The organism is Pseudomonas sp. AC193 (genome assembly GCF_979258075.1).
On record NZ_OZ409832.1, the window covers coordinates 102058 to 124206 of the forward strand.

Consider the following 22149-nt stretch of genomic DNA (forward strand, 5'->3'; position numbering starts at 1 on the left):
TGGATTTCCCTATGGCCGGCAGTCAGATTGAACGGGTTTTCAGCGTGCTGGAAAGCCTCACCAGTGATCCGCGCGGGCTGCCGATGCAGACGCTTGCCGAGCAATTGGACATCCCGAAAAGCGCGACTCACCGCTTGCTCGCCGAGCTGATTCGTCTTGGTTACGTGCGGCAGAATCCTGAGACCTTGCGCTATCACCTGTCGACCAAACTGGTCGCGATGGGCTTTCAATACCTGTCGAGCAGTGGCGCCGATATTGTTCAGCCCGTGCTGGATCGGCTGGCGCAGGAAACCGGCGAACTGGTGCGTCTCGGTGTGATCGATGGCGAGCGGCAAACCTGGATTGCCAAGGCGCAGGGTGCGCGTACCGGTCTGCGTTATGACCCGGACATGGGCCGCGATGCGCCGTTGTTTTACACCGCTTCCGGGCATGCGTGGCTGGCGTGCATGAGCGATGCCGAGGCGTTGTCACTGGTTGAGCGGCAAGCGGCGGAGGTGCCGGTGGGTATCGGGCCGAATGCGCCGCGCTCTAATATTGAGTTGTTGGAGCGCCTGCGTCTGGCGCGTGAGCAAGGGTATGCGTGGGTCGAGGAAAGCTCGGCGGTCGGTACGTCGGCAATTGCGGCGGTGGTGAAACATCCGGCGGATGGTCGGGTGATTGGCGTGCTCAGTATTGCCGGGCCGAGTGCGCGGATGCCGGGGGCGCGGTTGCATGAGTTGGCGCCGTTGTTGTTGAAGTTTGCTGAAGAATTATCAGCGGCAAGCCTAGCCTCTGAATTGTTCATGTAATCGGAATACACACAGATCCCCTGTGGAGCGGGCTTGCTCGCGAAGGCGGTGCGTCAGTCTAAATAGATGTTGGCTGACCCTCCGCTTTCGCGAGCAAGCCCGCTCCCACATTTGGATTTTGGTGATTCAGAAAGGGTGCGGTGTTCGCACGGTTTTGAGGTTGATGGGTGTTTGATTCTGGAACTTGGTTCTAAATTGTTGCTGGAGTGTTTTTTCCGACAACAATCACAAAAGGATCGCGCCTTGAATTCGTCCCTTCGAATCGCTCTGATCGGCGCTGGCAATATGGGTCAGCAACATTACCGGCACCTGCAAACCCTCAGCGAAGCCTGCCTGTGTGCAGTGGCTGATCCCGGGCCGCAAGCCGCCACTCTTGCGGCTGAGTGGGGTGTCAGACATTTCGCCGATCACCGTCAGATGCTTGATCAGATCAAGCCAGACGCAGTCATCGTCGCCAATCCGAACAACCAACATGTCAGCACGGCGCTCGATTGTCTGGCGACGGGTGTGCCGGTGCTGCTGGAAAAGCCTGTCGGCGTGCATCTGGATGAAGTGCGCGATCTGGTCGCGGCGGTTAAACGCAGCGGCGTGCCGGTGTTGGTCGGCCATCATCGACGCCACAATCCGCTGATCGTCCGCGCTCATGAGCTGGTGCAAAGCGGTGCGCTCGGGCGTTTGACCACGGTCACTGCGCTGTTTCAGGTACGTAAACCGGACAGCTATTTCGAGATCCCGTGGCGCCGTGAGGCGGGGGCGGGGATGTTGCTGACCAACCTGATTCACGACCTCGATTTGTTGCGTCACCTGTGCGGTGAAGTGCGTTCGGTGCAAGCGTTCACCGACAACTCGGTGCGCGGTTTCGCCAACGAGGACAGCGCGGCGGTGTTGCTGCAGTTTGCCGCCGGCACACTGGGCACGTTGAGCGGCTCCGATGCGGTGGCGGCACCGTGGAGTTGGGAGCTGGCCTCCGGTGAAAACCCGGCGTATCCGCGTCAGGCGGATCAACCGTGTTATCTGCTGGCGGGTACCGCCGGGGCGTTGAGCATTCCGCAGCTCAAACGTTGGCATTACGCCGCCGATCAGGTGGATGCCGGTTGGCATGAACCGTTGTTGAGTGTGGAAGAGTCCTACAGCGGTGAGGAAGCTTTACGCTTGCAGTTAGAGCATTTCGTCCGCGTGGCTCGGCGCGAAGTCGAGCCGTTGGTCAGTGCTGCTGATGCCGCACGCACCCTCGCGCTGATCGAAGCCATTCGCGAAGCCGCCGCCACTGGCCGGGCTTGCGCCCCTGCACTGATCGAGGCGTGAACATGAGCGAACGTATTCTCTCCCTGGCCAGCCTGACCGTGCTGGAGTTGTCGCCACCGCAAATGGTCGAAGTCGCTGCTCGCGCCGGATACAGCCATGTCGGATTGCGTCTGGAACCGGCAACGCCCGAGGAATATCACTTCCCACTGGTAGCCGATAACGATTTGCGGCGTAGGACGATGGAGCGATTGCGCGACACTGGCATCCGCGTGCTCGACGTGGAAATCCTCCGTCTGAAACCGCAGACCGTTGTTGCCGATTTCGAGAAGCTTCTTACGGTCGGCGCGGAGTTTGGTGCGACTGAATTGCTCGTCGCCGGTAACGATCCTGACGAGCAGCGACTCACGGATAACTTTGCCGCGTTGTGCGATTTGGCGGCGCCGCTCGGGTTGCATCCGCATCTGGAGTTCATGCCTTGGACGGATGCGCGCAACCTTGAGCAAGCGCTGCGGATTGTGGAAAACGCTAGTCGGGAAAATGCTGCGGTGTTGGTCGATGCCTTCCACTTTGATCGTTCGGCGTCAAAGCTTGAGGATCTTGCGAAGGTGCCATCGTCGCGACTGCGTTATGCGCAGTTATGTGATGTCGCAGGGCCGAGGCCGTCAGACATGGCCGAGATCTTGCGTCAGGCGCGCAACGAGCGACGGTTTCCCGGCGAGGGTGATTGCGATTTGCTCGGGTTGCTGAAAGCGCTGCCGGCTAATATCCCACTGAGCCTGGAAATTCCTACGGTTAAACTGCTGGAGCAGGGCGTGAGTGGATTGGATCGGGCGAAGATGGCGATCAACAAGACTCGGGAATTGTTGGCGCGGCTGTAAGCGGTGCTGCGCACCTGTTCGCGAGCAAGCTTTGCTCCTACGGGGTTTACGCAAACCGTGTGGGAGCAAGGCTTGCCCGCGAAGCTTTTGATCTTTTTTGGCAACACAAGGAAACCCAATGACCGTCAGCACCCCGCTCTCCGGTGTCAACCAACCCTTCAAAGGGATCTTGCTGATTGTCGTGGCGACTTTCCTGTTCTCCAGCCACGACGCGCTGTCGAAATACCTCTCCGGTTTCTATCCGATCGTGATGGTGGTGTGGGCGCGTTATTTGGTGCACACCTTACTGATGGCGGGAATTTTTCTGCCGCAGTCCGGGCTGCGCGTCCTACGTACCAAGAAGCCGTTATGGCAGTTGGTTCGAGCACTTTGCCTACTCGGCACTAGCCTGTTTTTCACCACGGCGCTGCTGTACATCCCATTGGCGGAAGCCACGGCGGTCAACTTTCTTGCACCGGTGTTGGTCACGGCGTTGTCGGTGCCGCTGCTCAAAGAACGAGTGACACGCGGCCAATGGATCGCCGTCATTTGCGGCTTTATCGGCGTGCTGATCATCGTCCACCCGGGCGGTGAACTGTTCACGCCGGCGGTGCTGTTGCCGTTCTGCTCGGCGCTGTTTTTCTGCTTCTATCAATTACTCACCCGCAAGCTCGCGGAGATCGACAGTCCGACCACCAGCAACTTCTTCGCCGGGTTGTGCAACACGTTGGTGATGAGTGCGCTGGTGCCGTTCTTCTGGCAGGTGCCGACGCTGACCCACGCCGGGTTGATGCTGGCGCTGGGCAGTTGCGGGATGACCGCGCATTTGTTCCTGACCCAGGCGTTCCGCCATGCCGCGCCGGCGCTGCTGGCGCCGTTCGGGTATTGCCAGATCGTGTTTGCGGGGTTGTTGGGCTGGCTGCTGTTCAATCACACGCCGAGTGTATTGACGATCATCGGTATCGCGGTGATCTGCTGCAGCGGACTGGCAGCAGCGTGGCAACAAAGCCGGAAACACAAACCCCTGTAGGAGCTGACGAGTGAAACGAGGCTGCGATCTTTTGATCTTCAACATCAAGATCAAAAGATCGCAGCGTGCCGCAGCTCCTACAGGAATTTATTCGGTGACGGTCGGGATCTTGCGCGGGGCCATGAAGTACATCCACGTCAGCGCAAGGAAATACATCGCCGGAATCAGGGTAAACAACACGGTGTAGTTGTTGTTGGTCACGGTCAGGATGTGGCCGACGATCTGGGTCATGAACATCCCGCCGATCGCCGCGCACATGCCGCCGAAACCGAACACCGTGCTCATCATGTGCTTGGGCGTGTAGTCCATCACCAGGCTCCAGATGTTCGCCGTCCACGCCTGATGCGCACCGATCGCCAGAGAAATCGCCGCCACCGCGACCCACAGATTGGCCGAGCCAGCCGCCATGACCACGCCGATGATGCAGCAGGCGAACAGCAACATCGACAGCAGCCGCGCCTTGATCGAGTTCATCCCGCGACCGATCAGGAACGAAGACAGAATCCCGCCACCGACGCTGCCGAAGTCAGCGGTCACGTAGATGATGATCAGCGGAATCCCCATCTGGGTGACATTGATGCCCAGGTTGTATTGCTGATTGAGAAACGGCGGCAGCCAGTACAGGTAGAACCAGAACACCGGCGCGGTCAGCGCATAAGCAATGGCGAACGCCCAGGTGCCGCGCATCCGCAGGATTCTCGAGAACGGTACGCGGGCCTGTTCCGGTTCGACTTCCTGCTGGATGTAGTCCAGTTCGGATTGCTTAACGCTCGGGTGATCTTCCGGGTTGAAATACTTCAAACCCCAGAACAGCAACCAGATGCCGCCCAGCGCCGACATGCACAGGAACGCGGCTTGCCAGCCCCAGACGTGGAGAACCAGCGGCAGCAACATTGGCGTGAACATCGCGCCGACGTTGGTGCCGGCGTTGAAGATGCCAGTGGCGACTGCACGTTCGCCAGCGGGGAACCACAGGCGTGTGGTTTTCACACAGGCGGGGTAGTTAGCTGCTTCGGTGAGGCCGAGGATAAATCGGCAGACCATGAAACCGACCGCCGATGTCGCCAGACCGTGGGCGCCGGTGGCCAGGCTCCAGAGCAGCACGGCGCAGAAGAACACGCGTTTGACGCCGACCCGGTCGATCAGTCGACCTTGCAGGACGAAACCGATCGCGTAGCCGACCTGAAACCAGAAGTTGATGTTGGCGTAATCCATCGCCGTCCAGCTCATTTCCTTGGCGAGGATTGGCTGCATGACGCCGAGGGCGGCGCGGTCGATGTAGTTCAGGGTGGTGGCGAAAAACACCAGCGCCAGCATGCCCCAGCGGGTTTTGCCGACCGCCATGGCGCCGCGGATCTTGTCGCCGATGCCACCTGAGGCAGTGCTCATGGCCGGAGCCATGCGGGAAGTCTGTGAAGGAATCATGTGTTCCACCCGTTTTTGGATTTTTTATTTGGTGTGCTTTTTTTCTTTGCACGCTGCGACCGGTGGTTCATATCCGGACTCAATGTGCGGTCGATGGTGGGCAGTGGACGAAAAATCGTCAATTCGCCAAACCGCCATTGTGTTCGATAATCGCACGCAAAACTAACCGGGTAGTACACTTTAAATTGCTGCCGCGTTCAATGCAGCCAATAATTTCCCCACTATAAAAACCCATCCCATGTAGGAGCTGCCGAAGGCTGCGATCTGTTGATTTTGCTTTCCACGAATAAAGATCAAACGATCGCAGCCTTCGGCAGCTCCTACAGTAAAGATCAAGCGGCGCAGTCCGGGAGTTGAAACATGCAGCGTTCCATTGCCACCGTTTCCTTGAGCGGCACCCTGCCGGAAAAACTCGAAGCCATTGCCGCCGCCGGGTTCGACGGGGTGGAGATCTTCGAAAACGACCTCCTGTACTACGACGGCAGTCCGCGCGAAATTAAACAGATGTGCGCCGATCTCGGCATCGCCATCACCCTGTTTCAGCCGTTCCGCGATTTCGAAGGCTGCCGCCGCGATCGCCTGGCGCGCAATCTTGAGCGCGCCGAACGCAAGTTCGACCTGATGCAGGAACTCGGCACCGACCTGGTGCTGGTCTGCAGCAACGCCTCGGCGGACAGCGTCGGCGATCAACAAATTCTAGTCGATGACCTGCGCTTGCTGGCGGAACACGCCGGCGCGCGCGGCTTGCGCATTGGTTACGAAGCGCTGGCCTGGGGCCGTCACGTCAATACTTATCAACAGGTCTGGGACATCGTGCGTCAGGCCGATCATCCGAGCCTCGGCGTGCTGCTCGACAGCTTTCACACCTTGTCGCTGAAGGGCGATCCGCGCGCCATCGCTGACATCCCCGGCGACAAAATCTTCTTCGTGCAAATGGCCGACGCGCCGATTCTGCAGATGGATGTGCTGGAGTGGAGCCGGCATTTCCGCTGCTTCCCGGGGCAGGGCGAATTTGATCTACCGGGCTTCCTCGCGCCGATCATCCAGAGCGGTTACACCGGGCCGCTGTCGCTGGAAATTTTCAACGACGGCTTCCGCGCCGCGCCGCCACGGGCCAATGCCGCTGACGGTTTGCGTTCGCTGCTGTACCTGGAGGAGAAGACTCGCCAGCGTCTGGAGCAGGAAGCGACGCCTGTGGCCAACCGCGAAATCCTCTTTGAAACGCCGCAGGCCAGCGAGTACAACGGCATCGAGTTTCTCGAGTTTGCCGTCGATGAAAGCCTCGGTGCCAAGCTGTCGAACTGGCTGGAGCGCTTGGGTTTCGTCAAGGCCGGGCAGCACCGCTCCAAGAGCGTGAGCCTGCTGCGTCAGGGCGATATCAACCTGATTCTCAACTCCGAGCCTTACTCTTTCGCCCACAGTTTTTTCGAGGCCCACGGCCCGTCGCTGTGTGCCACCGCCGTGCGGGTCAAGGATAGCGCCAGTGCTTTGGCCCGTGCCGTGGCTTACAAAGGTCAGCCCTATCGCGGACTGGTCGGCCCCAACGAACTGGAACTGGCGGCTGTGCGCGCGCCGGATGGCAGCCTGATTTATCTGGTCGATGAACAGGCCGATGTCTACGGCACCGATTTCAATCTGCTGGCCGACGCGCCGGCCCGTGGCGGCCTCAAGCGCATCGACCACATGGCCATGGCGCTGCCGGCCGACAGCCTCGACAGTTGGGTGCTGTTCTACAAGAGCCTGCTGGATTTCGAAGCGGACGATGAAGTGGTGCTGCCCGACCCGTACGGGCTGGTGAAGAGCCGCGCACTGCGCAGTCGCGACAGCTCGATCCGCTTGCCGCTGAATATTTCAGAGAACCGCAACACCGCGATCTCTCATGCGCTGTCGAGTTATCGCGGTTCCGGTGTGCATCACATCGCCTTCGATTGTGACGACATCTTCGCCGAAGTCAGTCGCGCCAAAGAGGCCGGTGTGCCGCTGTTGGATATTCCGCTCAACTATTACGACGACCTCGCCGCACGCTTCGATTTTGACGATGAATTCCTCAGCGAGCTGGCGTATTACAACGTGCTTTATGACCGTGACGCGCAGGGCGGCGAGCTGTTTCACGTCTACACCGAGCCGTTCGAAGGGCGCTTCTTTTTCGAGATCATCCAGCGCAAAAACGGTTATGCCGGTTACGGCGCAGCGAATGTCGCGGTGCGTTTGGCGGCGATGGCCAAATCACGCAGCGGCGCCGTTCGCCAGGCGAAGTTGTAGGAAATTCGTAAACGCGGGATTAAACACGGCTCGCGCGGCTTCCTTCACTGTGCGGCGCGGCCCATAATCGCCGCCTGTGCAGTGATGGCCGTGAGCCCGCAATGACGATAAATTCAGAACTTTCCGCAGCTACTGTCGTGCCCGTCGTAGAGCCGCGCAAGAGTCGCAAAAACAACCCGGAAAAGACCCGCGAGAACATCCTGCAGGAGGCGATCGTCGAGTTCGTCCAGCAAGGTTTGTCCGGTGCTCGCGTCGACGCGATCGCCGAGCGCATCCACACCTCCAAACGCATGATCTATTACTACTTCGGCAGTAAGGAGCAGTTGTACGTCGAGGTGCTGGAGAAGCTTTACGGCGATATTCGCAACACCGAAAACCGCCTGCATCTGGCCGAGTTGCCGCCAGAGGTGGCGATTCGACGATTGGTCGAATTCACCTTCGATCACCACGATCGCAACGTCGATTTCGTGCGCATCGTCAGCATCGAAAATATCCACAACGCTGAATTCGTGAAGCGTTCCGATGCGATCAAGGCGATGAACAACACCATCCTCGATTCGCTCGGCGAGATTCTGCGTCGCGGTGCTGATGAAGGTGTGTTCCGTGCGGGGCTGGATGCGCTGGATGTGCATTTGTTGATCAGTTCGTTCTGCTTCTATCGCGTCTCGAACCGGCACACGTTTGGCGAGATCTTCCAGATCGACCTGCCGGATGAAAGCATCAAGCAGCGTCATCGCGAGATGATTTGCGAATCGGTGCTGCGCTACCTGCAAGCCTGACGCAGTTCCCTTGTGGGAGCGGGCTTGCTCGCGAAAGCGTCCGGTCAGTCATACATCTGCTGACTGATACACCGCTTTCGCGAGCAAGCCCGCTCCCACAGGGGAAAGAGTTCAACCATTCATGCTTTGAAAATGCGCCAGCATCCGCTGCGCATCCGGCACCACGCCGCTGAACAATTCAAACGCCTTCACTGCCTGAAACACCGCCATGTTGCCGCCATCCAACGTGCGGCAACCCAATGCGCGAGCATTGCGCAGCAGCTCGGTTTCCAGCGGGAAATACACAATCTCCGCCACCCACAATTCCTTGCGCAGCAACTCGACTGGCACTGGCATGCCCGGCAGTTTAGCCATGCCCATCGGCGTGGTGTTGACCAGACCATCAGCCAGATTCAGCGTACTCGGCAAATCTCGACCCGCCACCGCACGACCGAAGCCGAAATGCTGATTCAGATTGTTCGCCAGACTTTCCGCACGCTCACTGTCGACGTCGAAAATACTCAGTTGCTGCACGCCTTCGCTCAATAACGCGTGGGCCACTGCCGCGCCCGCACCACCTGCGCCCATCTGGACGACACGTTCGCGGGCAGCGTCCTGCAAACCACGGCGAAAACCCTCGGCGAAACCCAGACAATCGGTGTTGTGACCGACGCGCTTGCCGTCCCTCAGCACCACGGTATTCACCGCACCAATGCCTCGCGCTTCCGGCGACAACTCATCGAGCAGCGGAATAATCGCCTGCTTGCACGGAAAAGTAATGTTCAGCCCGGTGTAGTTCATCCGCTCAGCTGCCAGCAGCAGATCGGGCAGGGCGGTGCTGTCCATTTGCAATTGATCGAGATCGATCAATCGATACAGATAACGCATGCCCTGCGCATCGCCTTCGTGCTCATGCAGCGCCGGTGTGCGCGAAGCCTGAATACCGGCACCGATCAACCCGGCGAGAATTACGTTGGAGTGCGACATGCGATTCACCCCTTCAGCCGCTGACTGAAATGTTCCAGCGCCAGGCGATAGCCATGACTGCCGAACCCGGCCATCACCGCCGTGGCAATCGCCGAGACAAACGAGTGATGACGAAACGGTTCGCGGGCGTGGACGTTGGACAGATGCACTTCGATCACCGGCAATTCACTGGCCACCAGCGCATCACGAATCGCCACCGACGTGTGCGTCCACGCTGCCGGGTTGATCACGATCCCGGCGCAACGACCGCGCGCCGCGTGAATCCAGTCGAGCAATTCGCCTTCGTGATTGGTCTGGCGAAACTCCACGGCCAGGCCGAATTCTTCAGCCGCACGACCGCACAGTGCCGAAATATCCGCCAGGGTTTCGTGACCATAAGTCGCCGGCTCGCGGGTGCCAAGCAGGTTCAGGTTCGGGCCGTTGAGCACCAGAACGATAGGGGGCATGAGGGGTAACTCCACTTATTGTTTTTGGCTTTGGCCATAGGATTCGGCCTGTGGAGATAAAATGTACTAGATGGTTACCATGGTCAATTGAACAAAAATGCACGTGGCGTTTTATGTTCGGTGATCGCACAGAAGCAATATTGATCGAGATATGACGACAGCTTTGCTTACGTTTTTTACCGGAGATTGACCGGCTCATGACCCGTTCCGACGCTAGCCTGAAAAGAGGTGAAACGTCATGTGCCGATCACCAGTCGTCGGATTTGAAAGGAATCTCGAATCCTGAAACTTATTAACCTAACGGATGGGTTAGCATGAAGGTGTGCAGCTACAAAGGATTGTCGATTGTCATCATGCTGCGAGATGAGCATTGCCCACCGCACGTTCATGTGAATGCGGGCAGTTGGAGTGCCCGATTCCAGTTCAGTTTCTGGCACAACGATATTGAGCTTTGGGACGTCGTTCCGCTTTCTCGTCGACCACCGTTAACCGTGCTGGAAGGCTTGTGTCGATCTCTTGAGCAGCCTGCTCATCTGCGACGAGCACGCGGGATCTGGTGGTCAAGATTGCAAACTGTCTGTCTCGACAATCAATTGTGGGACAGCCATTCAAACGAAGTGCTGGGGATGAAACTCGTCACTGACGCGACATACAGAGTGGGATCAGCGCGTTATCTGCCAGACGAGGGCAAAACTCTTCTGACATTGATAGGCGCATTGGAAGGAGTGGAAATCGATCTATGAAAGTCGTCAAAGCTAAGCCATCCACACGTCGCCCCCTGACGGAGGAGATGATCGACGCCGCCATCCTGCAAGGGGAGGCACGCCGGGCGAGTAGCTTGCAGGCGGTCTCCGTAACCTTTGAAGAATCATCTCTGGTCATCCGTTTTGAGGATGGCAGTGGTGTGTTGCTTCCGGTGAACCAGTATCCAGAGTTTGACGGGTTTGATGCAGGCGATTACGAGGGGCTGACAGTCGGGTTCGCAGGCACTGCGCTTTGCCATGAGGGCAAAGACCTTGACGTTTCCATTGCCGGGATGATTTCAGCGAGCCCGTCACTCATGAAGATGGCTGCGTCGGTGGTTGCATCGCGTAACGGTCGTCAAAGCAGTGCTGCAAAGTCCGAAGCTGCTCGAGCGAATGGCAAAAAGGGCGGGCGACCACGCAAGGCCGATCCCGCGTTGTAAACACCCACAAAAAAGCCGTCAATCACGACGGCTTTTTTGTATCTGGCATTCGCACTCAGCGCCGGGTCAGTAACACACCCGATTCCATGTGGTGCGTCCACGGGAACTGGTCGAACAACGCGCACTGGGTGATGCGGTGCGTGTCGTGCAACTGGGCGATGTTCGCCGCCAGGGTTTCCGGGTTGCAGGAGATGTAGAGGATGTTGTCGAAACGCCGGGTCAGTTCGCAGGTGTCCGGATCCATGCCGGCGCGTGGCGGGTCGACGAAGACACTGCCGAACTCGTAGCTCTTCAGCTCGATGCCCTGCAGGCGACGGAACGGGCGCACTTCGTTGAGCGCTTCGGTCAGTTCTTCGGCGGACAAACGCACGAGGGTGACGTTATCCACAGCGTTTTCGCTGAGGTTGCTCAGTGCCGCGTTGACCGAGGTCTTGCTGATTTCGGTGGCCAGCACTTTGCGCACGCGGGTGGCGAGCGGCAGGGTGAAGTTGCCGTTGCCGCAGTACAACTCCAGCAAGTCGTCAGTGCGATCACCGAGCGCTTCGTATGCCCAGTTGAGCATCTTCTGGTTCACGGTGCCGTTCGGCTGGGTGAACGCGCCTTCCGGTTGGCGATAGCTGAAGGTGCGACCGCCGACTTCGAGTTTCTCGACCACGTAATCGAGGCCGAGCACTTCGCGTTTGCCTTTCGAGCGACCGATGATGCTGACGCCGAGATCCGCCGCCAGTTTGGTCGCCGCCGCGTGCCAGTGCTCGTCCAGCGGACGGTGATAGCACAGGGTGATCATCGCATCGCCGGACAGCGTGGTCAGAAACTCGACCTGAAACAACTTGTGGCTCAGCGCCGAACTGGCCTGCCACGCCGCTTTCAGCTGCGGCATCAACTGATTGATGCGCAGGCTGGCGATCGGGAATTCTTCGATCAGGATCGGCGTGCGTTTGTCGTCCTGAGCGAACATTGCGTAATGCCGATCGCCGCCCTCGCGCCACAGGCGGAATTCGGCGCGCAGACGGAAGTTCTGCAGCGGCGAGTCAAACACGGTCGGCTCGGGGGCATCGAACGGCGCCAGCAGGTCACGCAAGCGCGTGACCTTGGCTTCGAGTTGCTCGGCGTAAGCCTGGGAATCAAATGTCATGCGTTGAACCAACCCAACTTGATCACGAACAGAATCGACAGAATCACCAGCGCCGGGTTCAGCTCACGGGCGCGACCGGACAGCAACTTGATCACCGTCCAGGAGATGAAACCGAAGGCGATGCCGTTGGCGATCGAGTAAGTGAACGGCATGGCCAGCGCGGTCACCACAACCGGCGCGGCGACGGTGATGTCGTCCCAGTCTATTTCCGCCAGGCCCGAAGTCATCAACACGGCGACGAACAGCAGTGCTGGTGCAGTGGCGAACGCCGGAACGCTGGCTGCCAGAGGCGAAAAGAACAGCGCCAGCAGGAACAGAATCGCCACAACGATGGCGGTCAAACCGGTACGGCCGCCAGCACTGACGCCGGCGGCGGATTCGATGTAGCTGGTGGTGGTCGACGTACCCAGCAGCGAACCGGCCATGGCCGCGGTGCTGTCGGCGATCAGTGCGCGACCCATTTTCGGCATGTGGCCGTCCTTGCCCATCAGGCCGGCGCGCTTGGCGACGCCGATCAGGGTGCCGGAGTTGTCGAACAGGTCGACGAACAGGAAGGCGAAAATCACGCTGACCAGACCGATGTCCAGTGCGCCTTTGATGTCCAGTTGCAGGAAGGTCGGCGCCAGCGAAGGTGGCATCGACGTCACGCCGCCGAACGGGGTGAAGCCCATCACGATGGAGGTGATGGTCACCGCGAGAATGCCGATCAGCACCGCACCGCGCACTTTCAGCGCTTCGAGGGCAACGATCAGGGCGAAGCCGAGGGTCGCGAGAATCGGTGCCGGTTGTTTCAGGTCACCGAGGCCGACCATGGTCGCCGGGTTGCTGACCACGATGCCGGCGTTGTGCAGGGCGATCAGCGCCAGGAACAGGCCGATGCCGGCGGCAATCGCCGAGCGCAGCGGCAGCGGGATGCTGTTGATGATCCATTCACGGATGCGGAAGATCGACAGCAGGAAGAACAGCACCGCCGAAATGAACACCGCGCCCAGCGCCACTTGCCACGTGTGGCCCATGTGCAGAACAACGGTGTAGGTGAAGAAAGCGTTCAGGCCCATGCCCGGTGCGAGGGCGATCGGGTAGTTGGCGATCAGGCCCATGACCGTCGAACCGATCGCGGCGGCCAGACAGGTGGCGACGAACACCGCACCCTTGTCCATGCCGGTCTCGCCGAGAATGCTCGGGTTGACGAACAGAATGTAGGCCATGGCCAAGAAAGTCGTGATGCCCGCCAGAATCTCGGTGCGCACGTTGGTGTTGTGTGCCTTGAGTTGAAACAGCCTTTCCAGCATGTCTGCTCCCCGTGGCGCGCGTAGCGCCGTGAATGTATCGACCTCAACAGCAAAGCACAGACCGTCGCAAGCGCCTGAGAAATTGTGATGGGCCGGAAAAAGCCGCGCATCATACCAGCAGCATGGGGGATTGGCTGCGATCGTCGGCGATGTTTTGCAGTCAGGCGAAGTGAGCCATACTGCGCGCCTGTTTTGGGGGGAGGGGCATGATGGGCGTCAAGCGCAATTTCGTTCGATCGTTGGGGTTGTTTTGCACGTTTATGGCCAGTGTGCCAGCCGTTATGGCGGCATCGGCGCCACCGTTGACCAGTGTCCAGGTGCTCAAGGTGCAGTCGGCGGCCTGCGGCATCGAAAATATTTCTGATGGGCAGGACAAGACGGCCTGCGACCACGGCGGTGCCAACATCAAGGTGTATGTGCTGGAAATGGGTTACGGCCGCGTTCCCAATGCCGCGCTGGACGGTTTCGAACTGGACGGAATGAAAACCCAGGTCTGCGCCTACGGCAACGGCAACCTCACGCAATGCACCGGCGCCGCGTCGAAGATCGTCGGCACGCTGTACATCTTTGATCTGGATGGCAAGCAGGAAGGCACGTTCACCTACAGCAACACGTCTATTAACGCGCCGGGCAACAAGGTTTCAACGCAGCTTTACATCAAGTAACGGCTGGCGCTGCGCGATCCAGGCGAAGCTGACTACGCTTAAAGGATCACCCAGCGGACACAGCCTATGACCTTTAGAGCCCTGATTACCCTCGCCGAGGGCATCGATGATCTGCAAAGCGTGACCCTCATCGACGTGCTACGCCGTGCCGGCATCGAAGTCGTCGCGGCCAGCATCGAAGGCCGGCGCATGCTCACCTGCGCGCGCGGCACCCGCCTGACCGCCGACGGGATGCTCGTCGATGTACTGGCGCAAACCTTCGACCTGATCGCTTTACCCGGCGGCGCCGTCGGTGCCCAACACTTGGCCGCACACCAACCTCTGCAACAAATACTTAAGGATCAATCCAGCGCCGGACGCCTGTTCGCCGCCATCGCCGAATCCCCGTCCGTCGCCCTGCAAGCTGCTGGCGTGCTGCGCCAACGCCGCATGACCTGTCTGCCCAGCGCCAGTCATCAACTGTCGGGCTGTACGTTTGTTGATCAACCGGTAGTGGTCGACGGCAACTGCATCACCGGGCAAGGTTCTGGCGCGGTGCTGGAATTCGCCTTGGCGCTGGTTGAACAACTGGGGGGCAAGGCACTCAGGGCGAAAGTGGCGGGGGAGTTGTTGGTCTGAGTCGATCAGGCGTGTGCAGCGATCGGTTGAATTGGCGGCTGCTCGCGATGTTCTGCTTGCCACAGATCGTAATCAGTTTGAACACCCAGCCAAACGCGAGCCTTACCAATGCCCGCACGCTCCAGGCGTACAGCCAGATCCGGGCTGATCGGCGCATGACCGTGCAATACACGGGAAAGATGTGGGCGCGCAAAACCCAGATGCCGTGCCAGTTCGGTAACACTGATGCCCAAATCGGGCAGAACATCCATCAACAGTGTTTCGCCGGGGTGTGGCGGGTTGTGCATGGGCATGAGCCTGCCTCCTGTCAGTGGTAGTCCAGATAATCGACCAATTCGATATCCGAGCCGACAAAACGAAAGATCACTCGCCAGTTGCCTGAAACGCTCAGCGACCAGTATTCGTTCAGCTCACCTTTCAATGAATGCAAACGCCATCCCGGAAGATCCAGATCCCCGGGAAGCGTAGCGCGATCCATGAACTGCAGCATGCGCGATAGCCGTTTTGCGTGGTCGGCACGAATCCCGCGAGTCGAACCTGTTTCATAGAAGCCGCGAAGGCCTTTGTGCTGAAAGGATTTGATCATGGGGCGAGTGTAAGGCGATACATTACACTCAGTGCGGTATCTATGTACCGCACATTTTCATCTGATGTGTGTTTGGCCTGCCGATTTTGCCGATGAACTCAAACCTTCGTCTCTTCCACCGGCACATGCATCCGGGCCCGATTCGCCAGCGTCGGAAACAACTTGATCCACGTCCCCGTCACCACCAGCGTGCCGATCCCGCCCATGACCACGGCAGGCACGGTGCCGAACCAGTGGGCGGTGACGCCGGATTCGAATTCGCCCAGCTGATTGGAAGCGCCGATGAACAGGCCGTTGACCGCGCTGACGCGGCCGCGCATTTCGTCCGGGGTTTCCAGTTGCACGAAGGAGGCGCGGATGACCATGCTGATCATGTCTGCCGCGCCAAGCACCACCAGCACCGCCAGCGAGAACCAGAACGAGGTCGACAGACCGAAGGCGATGGTCGCGACGCCGAAGATGCCGACCGCAGTGAACATCACCCGACCAACGTTACGTTCCACAGCAAATCGTGCGAGGAACAGTGACATCCCCAGCGCACCCACCGCTGGCGCCGAGCGCAGCAGGCCCAGACCCCACGGGCCGGTCAGCAGAATGTCCTTGGCGAACACCGGCAGCAGCGCCGTCGCACCGCCGAGCAGTACCGCAAACAGATCCAGCGAAATCGCGCCGAGAATATCCGGGCGGCTGCGAATGAAGCGGATCCCCGCCAGCAACGAATCCAGTGTGGCTTTGCCTTTATTCAACGGTGTTTGCCGTGCGGGCAGGTTGAGCATCAGCGTGCAGGCGATCACGTAGAGCAGCACGGTCGGGCCATACACCCAGACGCTGCCGAACGCGTAGAGCAAACCGCCAAGGGCCGGGGCGACGATGGTCGCTGACTGTTGCGCCGATTGCGCTGCCGCGACGGCTCGGGGGAACAGGGCGCTGGGCACGATGCTCGGCAGCAATGCCTGAGTGGTCGGCATCTCGAAGGAGCGCGCCGCACCGAGCAGGAAGGCGAGGATGAAGATCATCTCGCGGGTGACGTGATCAGTAGCGCTGCCGATGGCCAGCGCGAGGGCGATCATGGCCTGCAACGACTGGCAGATCGCTGCGACTTTGCGTCGGTCATAGCGGTCGGCGACATGCCCGGTGTGCAGCATGAACAGCACGCGCGGGGCGAATTCGACCAGACCGACCAAACCCAGGTCGAGGACGTTGCCGGTCAGTTGATAGAGGTTCCAGCCGATCGCCACGGTGAGCATCTGAAAACCGCTGGCAGTGAAAATCCGCGCCATCCAGAACGCGAGAAAGGGACGATGGTGGCGTAACAGCAACGGCTCTTGGCTGGGCATCTGAGGGCAGGTCTGGTTCGAGGGGAACCGCGAGGTTATCACCAGTCTGTAACAGGAAGTTGCTATGACAAAAAATTTAGTTAGCCAGACATCGATATTCTCGCCATCACAAATTAACCCTGTGGCGAGGGGATTTATCCCCGTTCGGCTGCGCAGCAGTCGCAAATTGGGCGACTCGATTGATTTGAAAAAACGCGTTGAATGGATTGGGGGCCGCTTCGCAGCCCAACGGGGATAAATCCCCTCGCCACAGGGTTTCTGTGTTGTTGCCTCACCATCATATGGTTCTGTGGATTTGTTGCAAAGTTTTGCCGCGGTTATGAGGCAACTTGTCACGCGGCAAACGACCACGCGGTTCATCGGCAAAAATGGGACTACTCTTTCAACGTTGCTTGATCCAGATCAAGACCCCAAACGGAATTGATCAGACGGCCAGTTGGCCAGACTCCCTGCGTTGCGATGGTTTCAAAAAGAACGAATCCGAATTCGCCGCACTCCATATCCGTGGGGGCAGTAGTGCAAGGGGCCACAAGCCCCGCCGCCGGTATTACCTGACAGAGGAAGCCATATGTTCGGTTTAGAGGCACTAGATCTCGCCCGAATTCAATTCGCGTTCACCATCTCGTTCCACATCCTGTTCCCGGCCATCACCATCGGTCTGGCGAGTTACCTCGCCGTTCTCGAAGGCCTGTGGCTGAAAACCCATAACGACACTTACCGTGACCTCTACCATTTCTGGTCGAAGATCTTTGCCGTCAACTTCGGCATGGGCGTGGTCTCGGGATTGGTCATGGCCTACCAGTTCGGCACCAACTGGAGCCGTTTCTCGGACTTCGCCGGTGCCGTCACCGGGCCGTTGCTGACCTATGAAGTGCTCACGGCATTCTTCCTTGAGGCCGGTTTCCTCGGGGTCATGCTGTTCGGCTGGAACAAGGTCGGGCGCGGATTGCACTTCTTCTCCACGGTGATGGTGGCCATCGGCACGCTGATTTCGACCTTCTGGATTCTCGCCTCCAACAGCTGGATGCAGACCCCGCAAGGCTTCGAGATCATCAACGGTCAGGTGATTCCGACCGATTGGTTTGCGATCATTTTCAACCCGTCGTTCCCGTACCGCTTGATGCACATGGCGACTGCGGCGTTTGTGGCCACAGCGTTTTTCGTCGGTTCCTCGGCGGCCTGGCATTTGCTGCGCGGCAAGGACAACCCGGCGATCCGCACCATGCTCTCGATGGCAATGTGGATGGCGCTGATCGTCGCGCCGATCCAGGCAGTCATCGGCGACTTCCATGGCCTCAATACCCTCAAGCATCAGCCGGCGAAAATCGCCGCGATCGAAGGTCACTGGGAAAACAAGGGCGACGAAGCCACGCCGCTGATCCTGTTCGGCTGGCCGGACATGAAAGAAGAGCGCACCAAGTTCGCCGTAGAGATCCCGTACCTCGGCAGCCTGATCCTCACGCACTCGCTGGACAAACAGGTGCCGGCGCTCAAGGAATTCCCACCGGAAGACCGGCCGAATTCGACCATCGTGTTCTGGTCGTTCCGGATCATGGTCGGCCTCGGTTTCCTGATGATCTTCACCGGTCTGTGGAGTCTGTGGCTGCGTAAACGCGACACGCTCTACACCTCGCGTCCGTTCTTGTACCTGGCGTTGTGGATGGGGCCGTCTGGTCTGATCGCGATTCTGGCGGGCTGGTTCACCACGGAAATCGGCCGTCAGCCGTGGGTGGTCTACGGGCTGATGCGCACGGCGGACGCGTCTTCCAACCACAGCTTTATGCAGATGAGCATCACGCTGATCATGTTTGTCGTGGTGTATTTCGCGCTGTTCGGTGCCGGTCTCGGCTACATGATGCGCCTGGTGCGCAAAGGGCCGAAGATCAGCGAAGGCACAGAGACGCCGGACGGTGGCCCTGGCAAAAAACGTACACCGGCGCGTCCGTTGTCCGCTGCCGACGATTCGTCCGATGCCGATCACGGCGACGACGTTCGCCTGACCAAGGAGATTTGACTCATGGGTATTGATCTTCCGCTGATCTGGGCCGTGATCATCATCTTCGGCATCATGATGTACGTGGTCATGGACGGCTTCGACCTGGGCATCGGGATTCTCTTCCCGTTCATCCCCGGCAAAGTCGACCGTGACGTAATGATGAACACCGTCGCCCCGGTCTGGGACGGCAATGAAACCTGGTTGGTATTGGGTGGCGCGGCGTTGTTTGGCGCGTTCCCGCTGGCGTATTCGGTGGTGTTGTCGGCGCTGTATCTGCCGCTGATCTTCATGCTGATCGGCTTGATCTTTCGCGGTGTGGCGTTCGAGTTCCGCTTCAAAGCCAAGGACGACAAGCGTCACTTGTGGGACAAGGCGTTCATCGGCGGTTCGGTGGCGGCGACGTTCTTTCAGGGCGTGGCGCTCGGTGCGTTCATTGACGGCTTGCCGGTGGTCAATCGGCAATACGCCGGCGGTTCACTGGACTGGCTGACACCGTTCACCCTGTTCTGCGGCGCTGCATTGGTCGTCGCCTATGCCTTGCTCGGCTGCACCTGGCTGATCATGAAGACCGAAGGCAAGCTGCAAGAGCAGATGCACAATCTGGCGCGGCCACTGGCATTCGTGCTGCTGGCGGTGATCGGTGTCGTCAGCCTGTGGACACCGCTGGCCCACCCGGAAATCGCCACGCGCTGGTTCAGCATGCCGAATCTGGTCTGGTTCATGCCGGTGCCGATTCTGGTATTGGTCACCCTGTACGGGTTGATTCGGGCGGTGGCGCGTAACGCTCACTACACGCCGTTTCTGCTGACACTGGTGCTGATCTTCCTCGGCTACAGCGGCTTGGGCATCAGCCTGTGGCCAAACATTGTGCCGCCGTCGATCTCGATCTGGGACGCCGCATCGCCGCCGCAGAGTCAGGGCTTCATGCTGGTGGGGACGCTGTTCATCATCCCGTTCATTCTGGGTTACACCTTCTGGAGCTACTACGTGTTCCGCGGCAAGGTCACCCACGAAGACGGCTACCACTAATCCTGTGGAAGAGAGCTAGCTCGCGATGGCGTCGGCAGCGACGCCATCGATCTAACTGAGGATCGAAACAATGCCCGGCAAACATTCCCTGCACGACATTGAACAAGCCGAAAAAAAACCGCTGTGGCAGCGGCTCGGCTGGCTGGCCCTGATCTGGGCCGGCAGTGTTGGCGTGTTGTTTATCGCCGCCAGCCTGATGCGCATGTTCATGAACGCGGCAGGCCTGACCACGCACTGAGTCTGAATCATCCCCGTCCCGGCGCCTTCGGGTACGGTTTTGTAACCCTCCGCATGGAGGGTTTTTTTGCCCTGAAGATTATTTTCGGGCTTTGAGGATCACGAATTTCGGCGTCGCCGCGACTTGCTCGACACCCCGGAACAGCCGCGCCAGTTTGCTGTGATAACCCAGATGACGGTTGCCGACGATATACAGCGCGCCGCCCACCACCAGTGCCTCACGCGCCTGCTGAAACATGCGCCAGGCGAGGAAGTCGCCGACCACTTGCTGCTGATGGAATGGCGGATTGCACAGCACCACGTCCAGTGATTGCGGCTCTTGCCCAGCCAGACCGTCGCCAGCGCGAACAATCACTTCACGATCACCCAGCGCCGCGCGCCAGTTTTCAGCGGCGGACTGCACCGCCATGAACGATTCATCGACCAGCGTGTACTGCGCGTCAGGGTTTTGCAGCGCACTGGCAATCGCCAACACGCCGTTGCCACAACCGAGATCGGCAACACGTGCGCTGCCGAGGTTTTTCGGCAGATGCGGAAGAAAAGCGCGAGTGCCGATGTCCAGGCCTTCACGGCAGAACACGTTGGCGTGGTTGAGCAGTTCGATGGCCGGTTCGTCGAGGCTGTAACGGCTCGGGTAGGGCGAAATAGCCGGGGCTTTCGCTTCCGGCGTGGCGATCAACAGTCGCGCCTTTTTCACGGCGAGCGATGCTTGCACTGGGCCGATGTAGCGTTCCAGCAGATCACCGGCAGCGCGCGGCAAATGCTTGACCATCGCCGCGGCAATCACTTCAGCGCCGGGAGCGAGTTGGCCTTGCAGACGGATCAATTGTTCTTCGAGCAGCGCGAGGGTTTTCGGTACGCGGATCAACACGCGATCGAAAGGCCCAACCAAAGCCTCACTCGCCGGAATCGGCCGAATGGCATCGAAGGCCTGACCGTTGCGCAGCAAATTCTTTTCCAGTCCCTGAAAACCCAGAAACGAGTCGCCGCTGCTGCTCACTTCAACCTTGCCCAGCAAACTGGCTGCTAACGCGCCGAAGCTGTCATTGAGCACCAGCACCCGCGTGCTCGCCGCAGGCTGTTGCGCGGCCAGATGATTGAGCAGGTATTCGTCGGCCGCATCGAAAGCTTGCAGCGGTTCGTTCTGCTGTTCGGGCTGGCGAATCAAGTCGAGTTGGGCGAACGGTGTATCGAGCAAAGGCATGGGGCGGGGACTCAGGGTAATCGAGGGATGTCCCGCAGCCCTGGCATTGTGCGGCGGAACCGACCGAGTGGACTGCAACGCGGATGGATGGCGTTAACACTCAGGAAGGCCACAAATGGTACGTTTTTTTCTATTCAATTACCCGCACGTTTTCTGTTTGCGCGAGGCCGGCCGTTTAGATATACCCGGCCCGGGCGGCGGCAATGACCGCAGAGATCTTGTTGCACACCTTGAATTTCTCGATCAGGTGCTGGACGTGATAATTCACGGTTCGCTCGCTGAGGCTGAGAATCTTCGAGATTTCATACGCCGTTTTGCCTTGGGCGGACAATTGCACCACTTCCAGTTCGCGCGGCGACAAATGCGGTTGTCGGGCCAGCGCGGGCTTGGGCAACGATTGAGCGAACAAATCCGTCATGTGACTGGTGATGTAAAACAGGCAGCCAAAATGCTCGTAAAGCTCAATCGAATTGACCGGCCCATCGCTTCTGGCCAGGCTGAGGGTGCTACAGACACCGAACTCTTCGCGATGAAATGATTGCGACCAGCCGTGCCGCAGTCCTTCGTGTTGCAGGGCGCGCCAGCGCTTTGGGGCTTTGTCATAGGCAGTCTTGCTCCATACGAAGGGCAACATTGAACCGTGGCAGTGCGTGATGACGGGATCAATCTCATCGCTCGGCTCCTGTTCATGGCGTTGTTTCCAGTCGTCGGAAAAGTTATTGATCTCCAGCGTATTGAAGTGCGCCTCACGATAAGTAGAGGCCACGTTGATCGCGCAAAAATCGAAGCCGATGTTTTCCGCGAAGCTCAGCAGAATCGGGTAAGCGCTATCTATGTTTTTTGCGAACGTCAGTTGCCTTAACTGCGACTCCTTCCACTTTTCCATTACAAACGCTCCGTGTACTTGTTACTTGAGGGTGCGTTGGATCCAATGCGCACGAAACCGAGTGTAGGACGTTTCCTACGTTGCGCTGCGATTTTTTTGCTCTTTGTGCTGATGCTTATTTGTATAAAACGTTATTAGTAAGTTGTTAATTTAATATGAAGGTCGACATGTTAGTTAACT

Annotated in this window: 23 protein-coding genes; 13 read left to right on the top strand and 10 right to left on the bottom strand. The window is 59.0% G+C overall.

Annotated elements, in window-relative coordinates:
* Window positions 1-11: 11 nt before the first annotated feature.
* The 4 genes from ACZZ0D_RS00480 (at window position 12) to ACZZ0D_RS00495 (ending at window position 3920) form a co-directional block, all read left to right on the top strand.
* Window positions 12-788 carry an IclR family transcriptional regulator gene (locus ACZZ0D_RS00480; protein WP_463552218.1) on the top strand — a complete coding sequence of 259 codons (777 nt, stop codon included), beginning with the start codon at window positions 12-14 and terminating at the stop codon, window positions 786-788.
* A gap of 243 nt (window positions 789-1031) precedes the next feature.
* A complete protein-coding gene (locus ACZZ0D_RS00485) occupies window positions 1032-2093 on the top strand; it encodes a Gfo/Idh/MocA family protein (RefSeq protein WP_463552219.1) in 1062 nt (353 codons plus the stop codon).
* 2 nt (window positions 2094-2095) lie between these two features.
* Window positions 2096-2911: a sugar phosphate isomerase/epimerase family protein gene (locus ACZZ0D_RS00490; RefSeq protein ID WP_463552220.1), complete on the top strand. Its 816-nt coding sequence runs from the start codon at window positions 2096-2098 to the stop codon at window positions 2909-2911.
* Window positions 2912-3029: 118 nt separating this feature from the next.
* Window positions 3030-3920 carry a DMT family transporter gene (locus ACZZ0D_RS00495; protein ID WP_159813620.1) on the top strand — a complete coding sequence of 297 codons (891 nt, stop codon included), beginning with the start codon at window positions 3030-3032 and terminating at the stop codon, window positions 3918-3920.
* An 87-nt stretch (window positions 3921-4007) separates the two neighbouring features.
* Here the strand turns inward: ACZZ0D_RS00495 and ACZZ0D_RS00500 are convergent, their stop codons facing one another.
* Complete coding sequence (locus ACZZ0D_RS00500; protein ID WP_212550823.1) at window positions 4008-5345, bottom strand: MFS transporter; 1338 nt, start codon at window positions 5343-5345, stop codon at window positions 4008-4010.
* 360 nt (window positions 5346-5705) lie between these two features.
* Between ACZZ0D_RS00500 and quiC the strand changes: the two genes are divergently transcribed.
* Both quiC and ACZZ0D_RS00510 read left to right on the top strand, forming a co-directional pair.
* Window positions 5706-7607, top strand: coding sequence for a 3-dehydroshikimate dehydratase QuiC (gene quiC, locus ACZZ0D_RS00505; RefSeq protein ID WP_053124058.1), 1902 nt, complete (start codon window positions 5706-5708; stop codon window positions 7605-7607).
* A gap of 101 nt (window positions 7608-7708) precedes the next feature.
* Entirely contained in the window at window positions 7709-8386 is a 678-nt protein-coding gene (locus tag ACZZ0D_RS00510; RefSeq protein ID WP_463552221.1) for a TetR/AcrR family transcriptional regulator, read from the top strand.
* Between the two features lie 111 nt (window positions 8387-8497).
* Here the strand turns inward: ACZZ0D_RS00510 and ACZZ0D_RS00515 are convergent, their stop codons facing one another.
* Both ACZZ0D_RS00515 and aroQ read right to left on the bottom strand, forming a co-directional pair.
* The gene (locus ACZZ0D_RS00515) at window positions 8498-9352 is read right to left on the bottom strand and encodes a shikimate dehydrogenase (RefSeq protein ID WP_463552222.1); all 855 of its coding nucleotides are present in this window, start codon (window positions 9350-9352) and stop codon (window positions 8498-8500) included.
* Window positions 9353-9357: 5 nt separating this feature from the next.
* Window positions 9358-9798: a type II 3-dehydroquinate dehydratase gene (gene aroQ, locus ACZZ0D_RS00520; protein ID WP_008084592.1), complete on the bottom strand. Its 441-nt coding sequence runs from the start codon at window positions 9796-9798 to the stop codon at window positions 9358-9360.
* A gap of 314 nt (window positions 9799-10112) precedes the next feature.
* Here aroQ and ACZZ0D_RS00525 point away from each other — a divergent pair, with 314 nt between their 5' ends.
* Together ACZZ0D_RS00525 and ACZZ0D_RS00530 are read left to right on the top strand one after the other, a co-directional pair.
* Complete coding sequence (locus ACZZ0D_RS00525) at window positions 10113-10541, top strand: DUF4160 domain-containing protein (RefSeq protein WP_463552223.1); 429 nt, start codon at window positions 10113-10115, stop codon at window positions 10539-10541.
* On the top strand, window positions 10538-10984 hold the full coding sequence (locus ACZZ0D_RS00530) for a DUF2442 domain-containing protein (protein WP_159813614.1): 447 nt from the start codon (window positions 10538-10540) through the stop codon (window positions 10982-10984). Before ACZZ0D_RS00525 ends, ACZZ0D_RS00530 begins: the two co-directional genes overlap by 4 nt.
* Window positions 10985-11039: 55 nt before the next feature.
* On the opposite strand, the gene trmA is transcribed toward ACZZ0D_RS00530, so the two are convergent.
* Both trmA and ACZZ0D_RS00540 read right to left on the bottom strand, forming a co-directional pair.
* Complete coding sequence (trmA, locus tag ACZZ0D_RS00535; protein ID WP_463552224.1) at window positions 11040-12119, bottom strand: tRNA (uridine(54)-C5)-methyltransferase TrmA; 1080 nt, start codon at window positions 12117-12119, stop codon at window positions 11040-11042.
* Window positions 12116-13411, bottom strand: coding sequence for an NCS2 family permease (locus ACZZ0D_RS00540; RefSeq protein WP_053124049.1), 1296 nt, complete (start codon window positions 13409-13411; stop codon window positions 12116-12118). The genes trmA and ACZZ0D_RS00540 overlap by 4 nt, the downstream gene beginning before the upstream one ends.
* Before the next feature lie 260 nt (window positions 13412-13671).
* On the opposite strand from ACZZ0D_RS00540, the gene ACZZ0D_RS00545 reads away from it, so the two are divergent.
* Both ACZZ0D_RS00545 and ACZZ0D_RS00550 read left to right on the top strand, forming a co-directional pair.
* On the top strand, window positions 13672-14076 hold the full coding sequence (locus ACZZ0D_RS00545) for a DUF4879 domain-containing protein (RefSeq protein ID WP_249342569.1): 405 nt from the start codon (window positions 13672-13674) through the stop codon (window positions 14074-14076).
* Between the two features lie 66 nt (window positions 14077-14142).
* Window positions 14143-14694 carry a DJ-1 family glyoxalase III gene (locus ACZZ0D_RS00550; protein ID WP_463552225.1) on the top strand — a complete coding sequence of 184 codons (552 nt, stop codon included), beginning with the start codon at window positions 14143-14145 and terminating at the stop codon, window positions 14692-14694.
* Between the two features lie 5 nt (window positions 14695-14699).
* Here ACZZ0D_RS00550 and ACZZ0D_RS00555 read toward each other — a convergent pair whose 3' ends face one another.
* The 3 genes from ACZZ0D_RS00555 to ACZZ0D_RS00565 form a co-directional block, all read right to left on the bottom strand.
* Entirely contained in the window at window positions 14700-14987 is a 288-nt protein-coding gene (locus ACZZ0D_RS00555) for a HigA family addiction module antitoxin (RefSeq protein ID WP_212545787.1), read from the bottom strand.
* 14 nt (window positions 14988-15001) lie between these two features.
* Window positions 15002-15280 (bottom strand): type II toxin-antitoxin system RelE/ParE family toxin, encoded by a 279-nt coding sequence (locus ACZZ0D_RS00560; RefSeq protein ID WP_401242705.1) that lies wholly within the window; start codon window positions 15278-15280, stop codon window positions 15002-15004.
* A 98-nt stretch (window positions 15281-15378) separates the two neighbouring features.
* Complete coding sequence (locus ACZZ0D_RS00565) at window positions 15379-16617, bottom strand: MFS transporter (RefSeq protein WP_463552226.1); 1239 nt, start codon at window positions 16615-16617, stop codon at window positions 15379-15381.
* A gap of 568 nt (window positions 16618-17185) precedes the next feature.
* On the opposite strand from ACZZ0D_RS00565, the gene ACZZ0D_RS00570 reads away from it, so the two are divergent.
* From ACZZ0D_RS00570 to ACZZ0D_RS00580, 3 genes are all read left to right on the top strand, one after another.
* Window positions 17186-18631, top strand: coding sequence for a cytochrome ubiquinol oxidase subunit I (locus ACZZ0D_RS00570; protein ID WP_159813600.1), 1446 nt, complete (start codon window positions 17186-17188; stop codon window positions 18629-18631).
* A 3-nt stretch (window positions 18632-18634) separates the two neighbouring features.
* A complete protein-coding gene (gene cydB / locus ACZZ0D_RS00575; protein ID WP_053124037.1) occupies window positions 18635-19642 on the top strand; it encodes a cytochrome d ubiquinol oxidase subunit II in 1008 nt (335 codons plus the stop codon).
* Between the two features lie 70 nt (window positions 19643-19712).
* The gene (locus ACZZ0D_RS00580; RefSeq protein WP_082341490.1) at window positions 19713-19880 is read left to right on the top strand and encodes a DUF2474 domain-containing protein; all 168 of its coding nucleotides are present in this window, start codon (window positions 19713-19715) and stop codon (window positions 19878-19880) included.
* A 78-nt stretch (window positions 19881-19958) separates the two neighbouring features.
* On the opposite strand, the gene ACZZ0D_RS00585 is transcribed toward ACZZ0D_RS00580, so the two are convergent.
* Window positions 19959-21083 (bottom strand): methyltransferase, encoded by a 1125-nt coding sequence (locus ACZZ0D_RS00585; protein WP_463552227.1) that lies wholly within the window; start codon window positions 21081-21083, stop codon window positions 19959-19961.
* Between the two features lie 175 nt (window positions 21084-21258).
* Window positions 21259-21969 carry an autoinducer binding domain-containing protein gene (locus tag ACZZ0D_RS00590; RefSeq protein ID WP_463552228.1) on the bottom strand — a complete coding sequence of 237 codons (711 nt, stop codon included), beginning with the start codon at window positions 21967-21969 and terminating at the stop codon, window positions 21259-21261.
* Window positions 21970-22149: the final 180 nt, after the last annotated feature.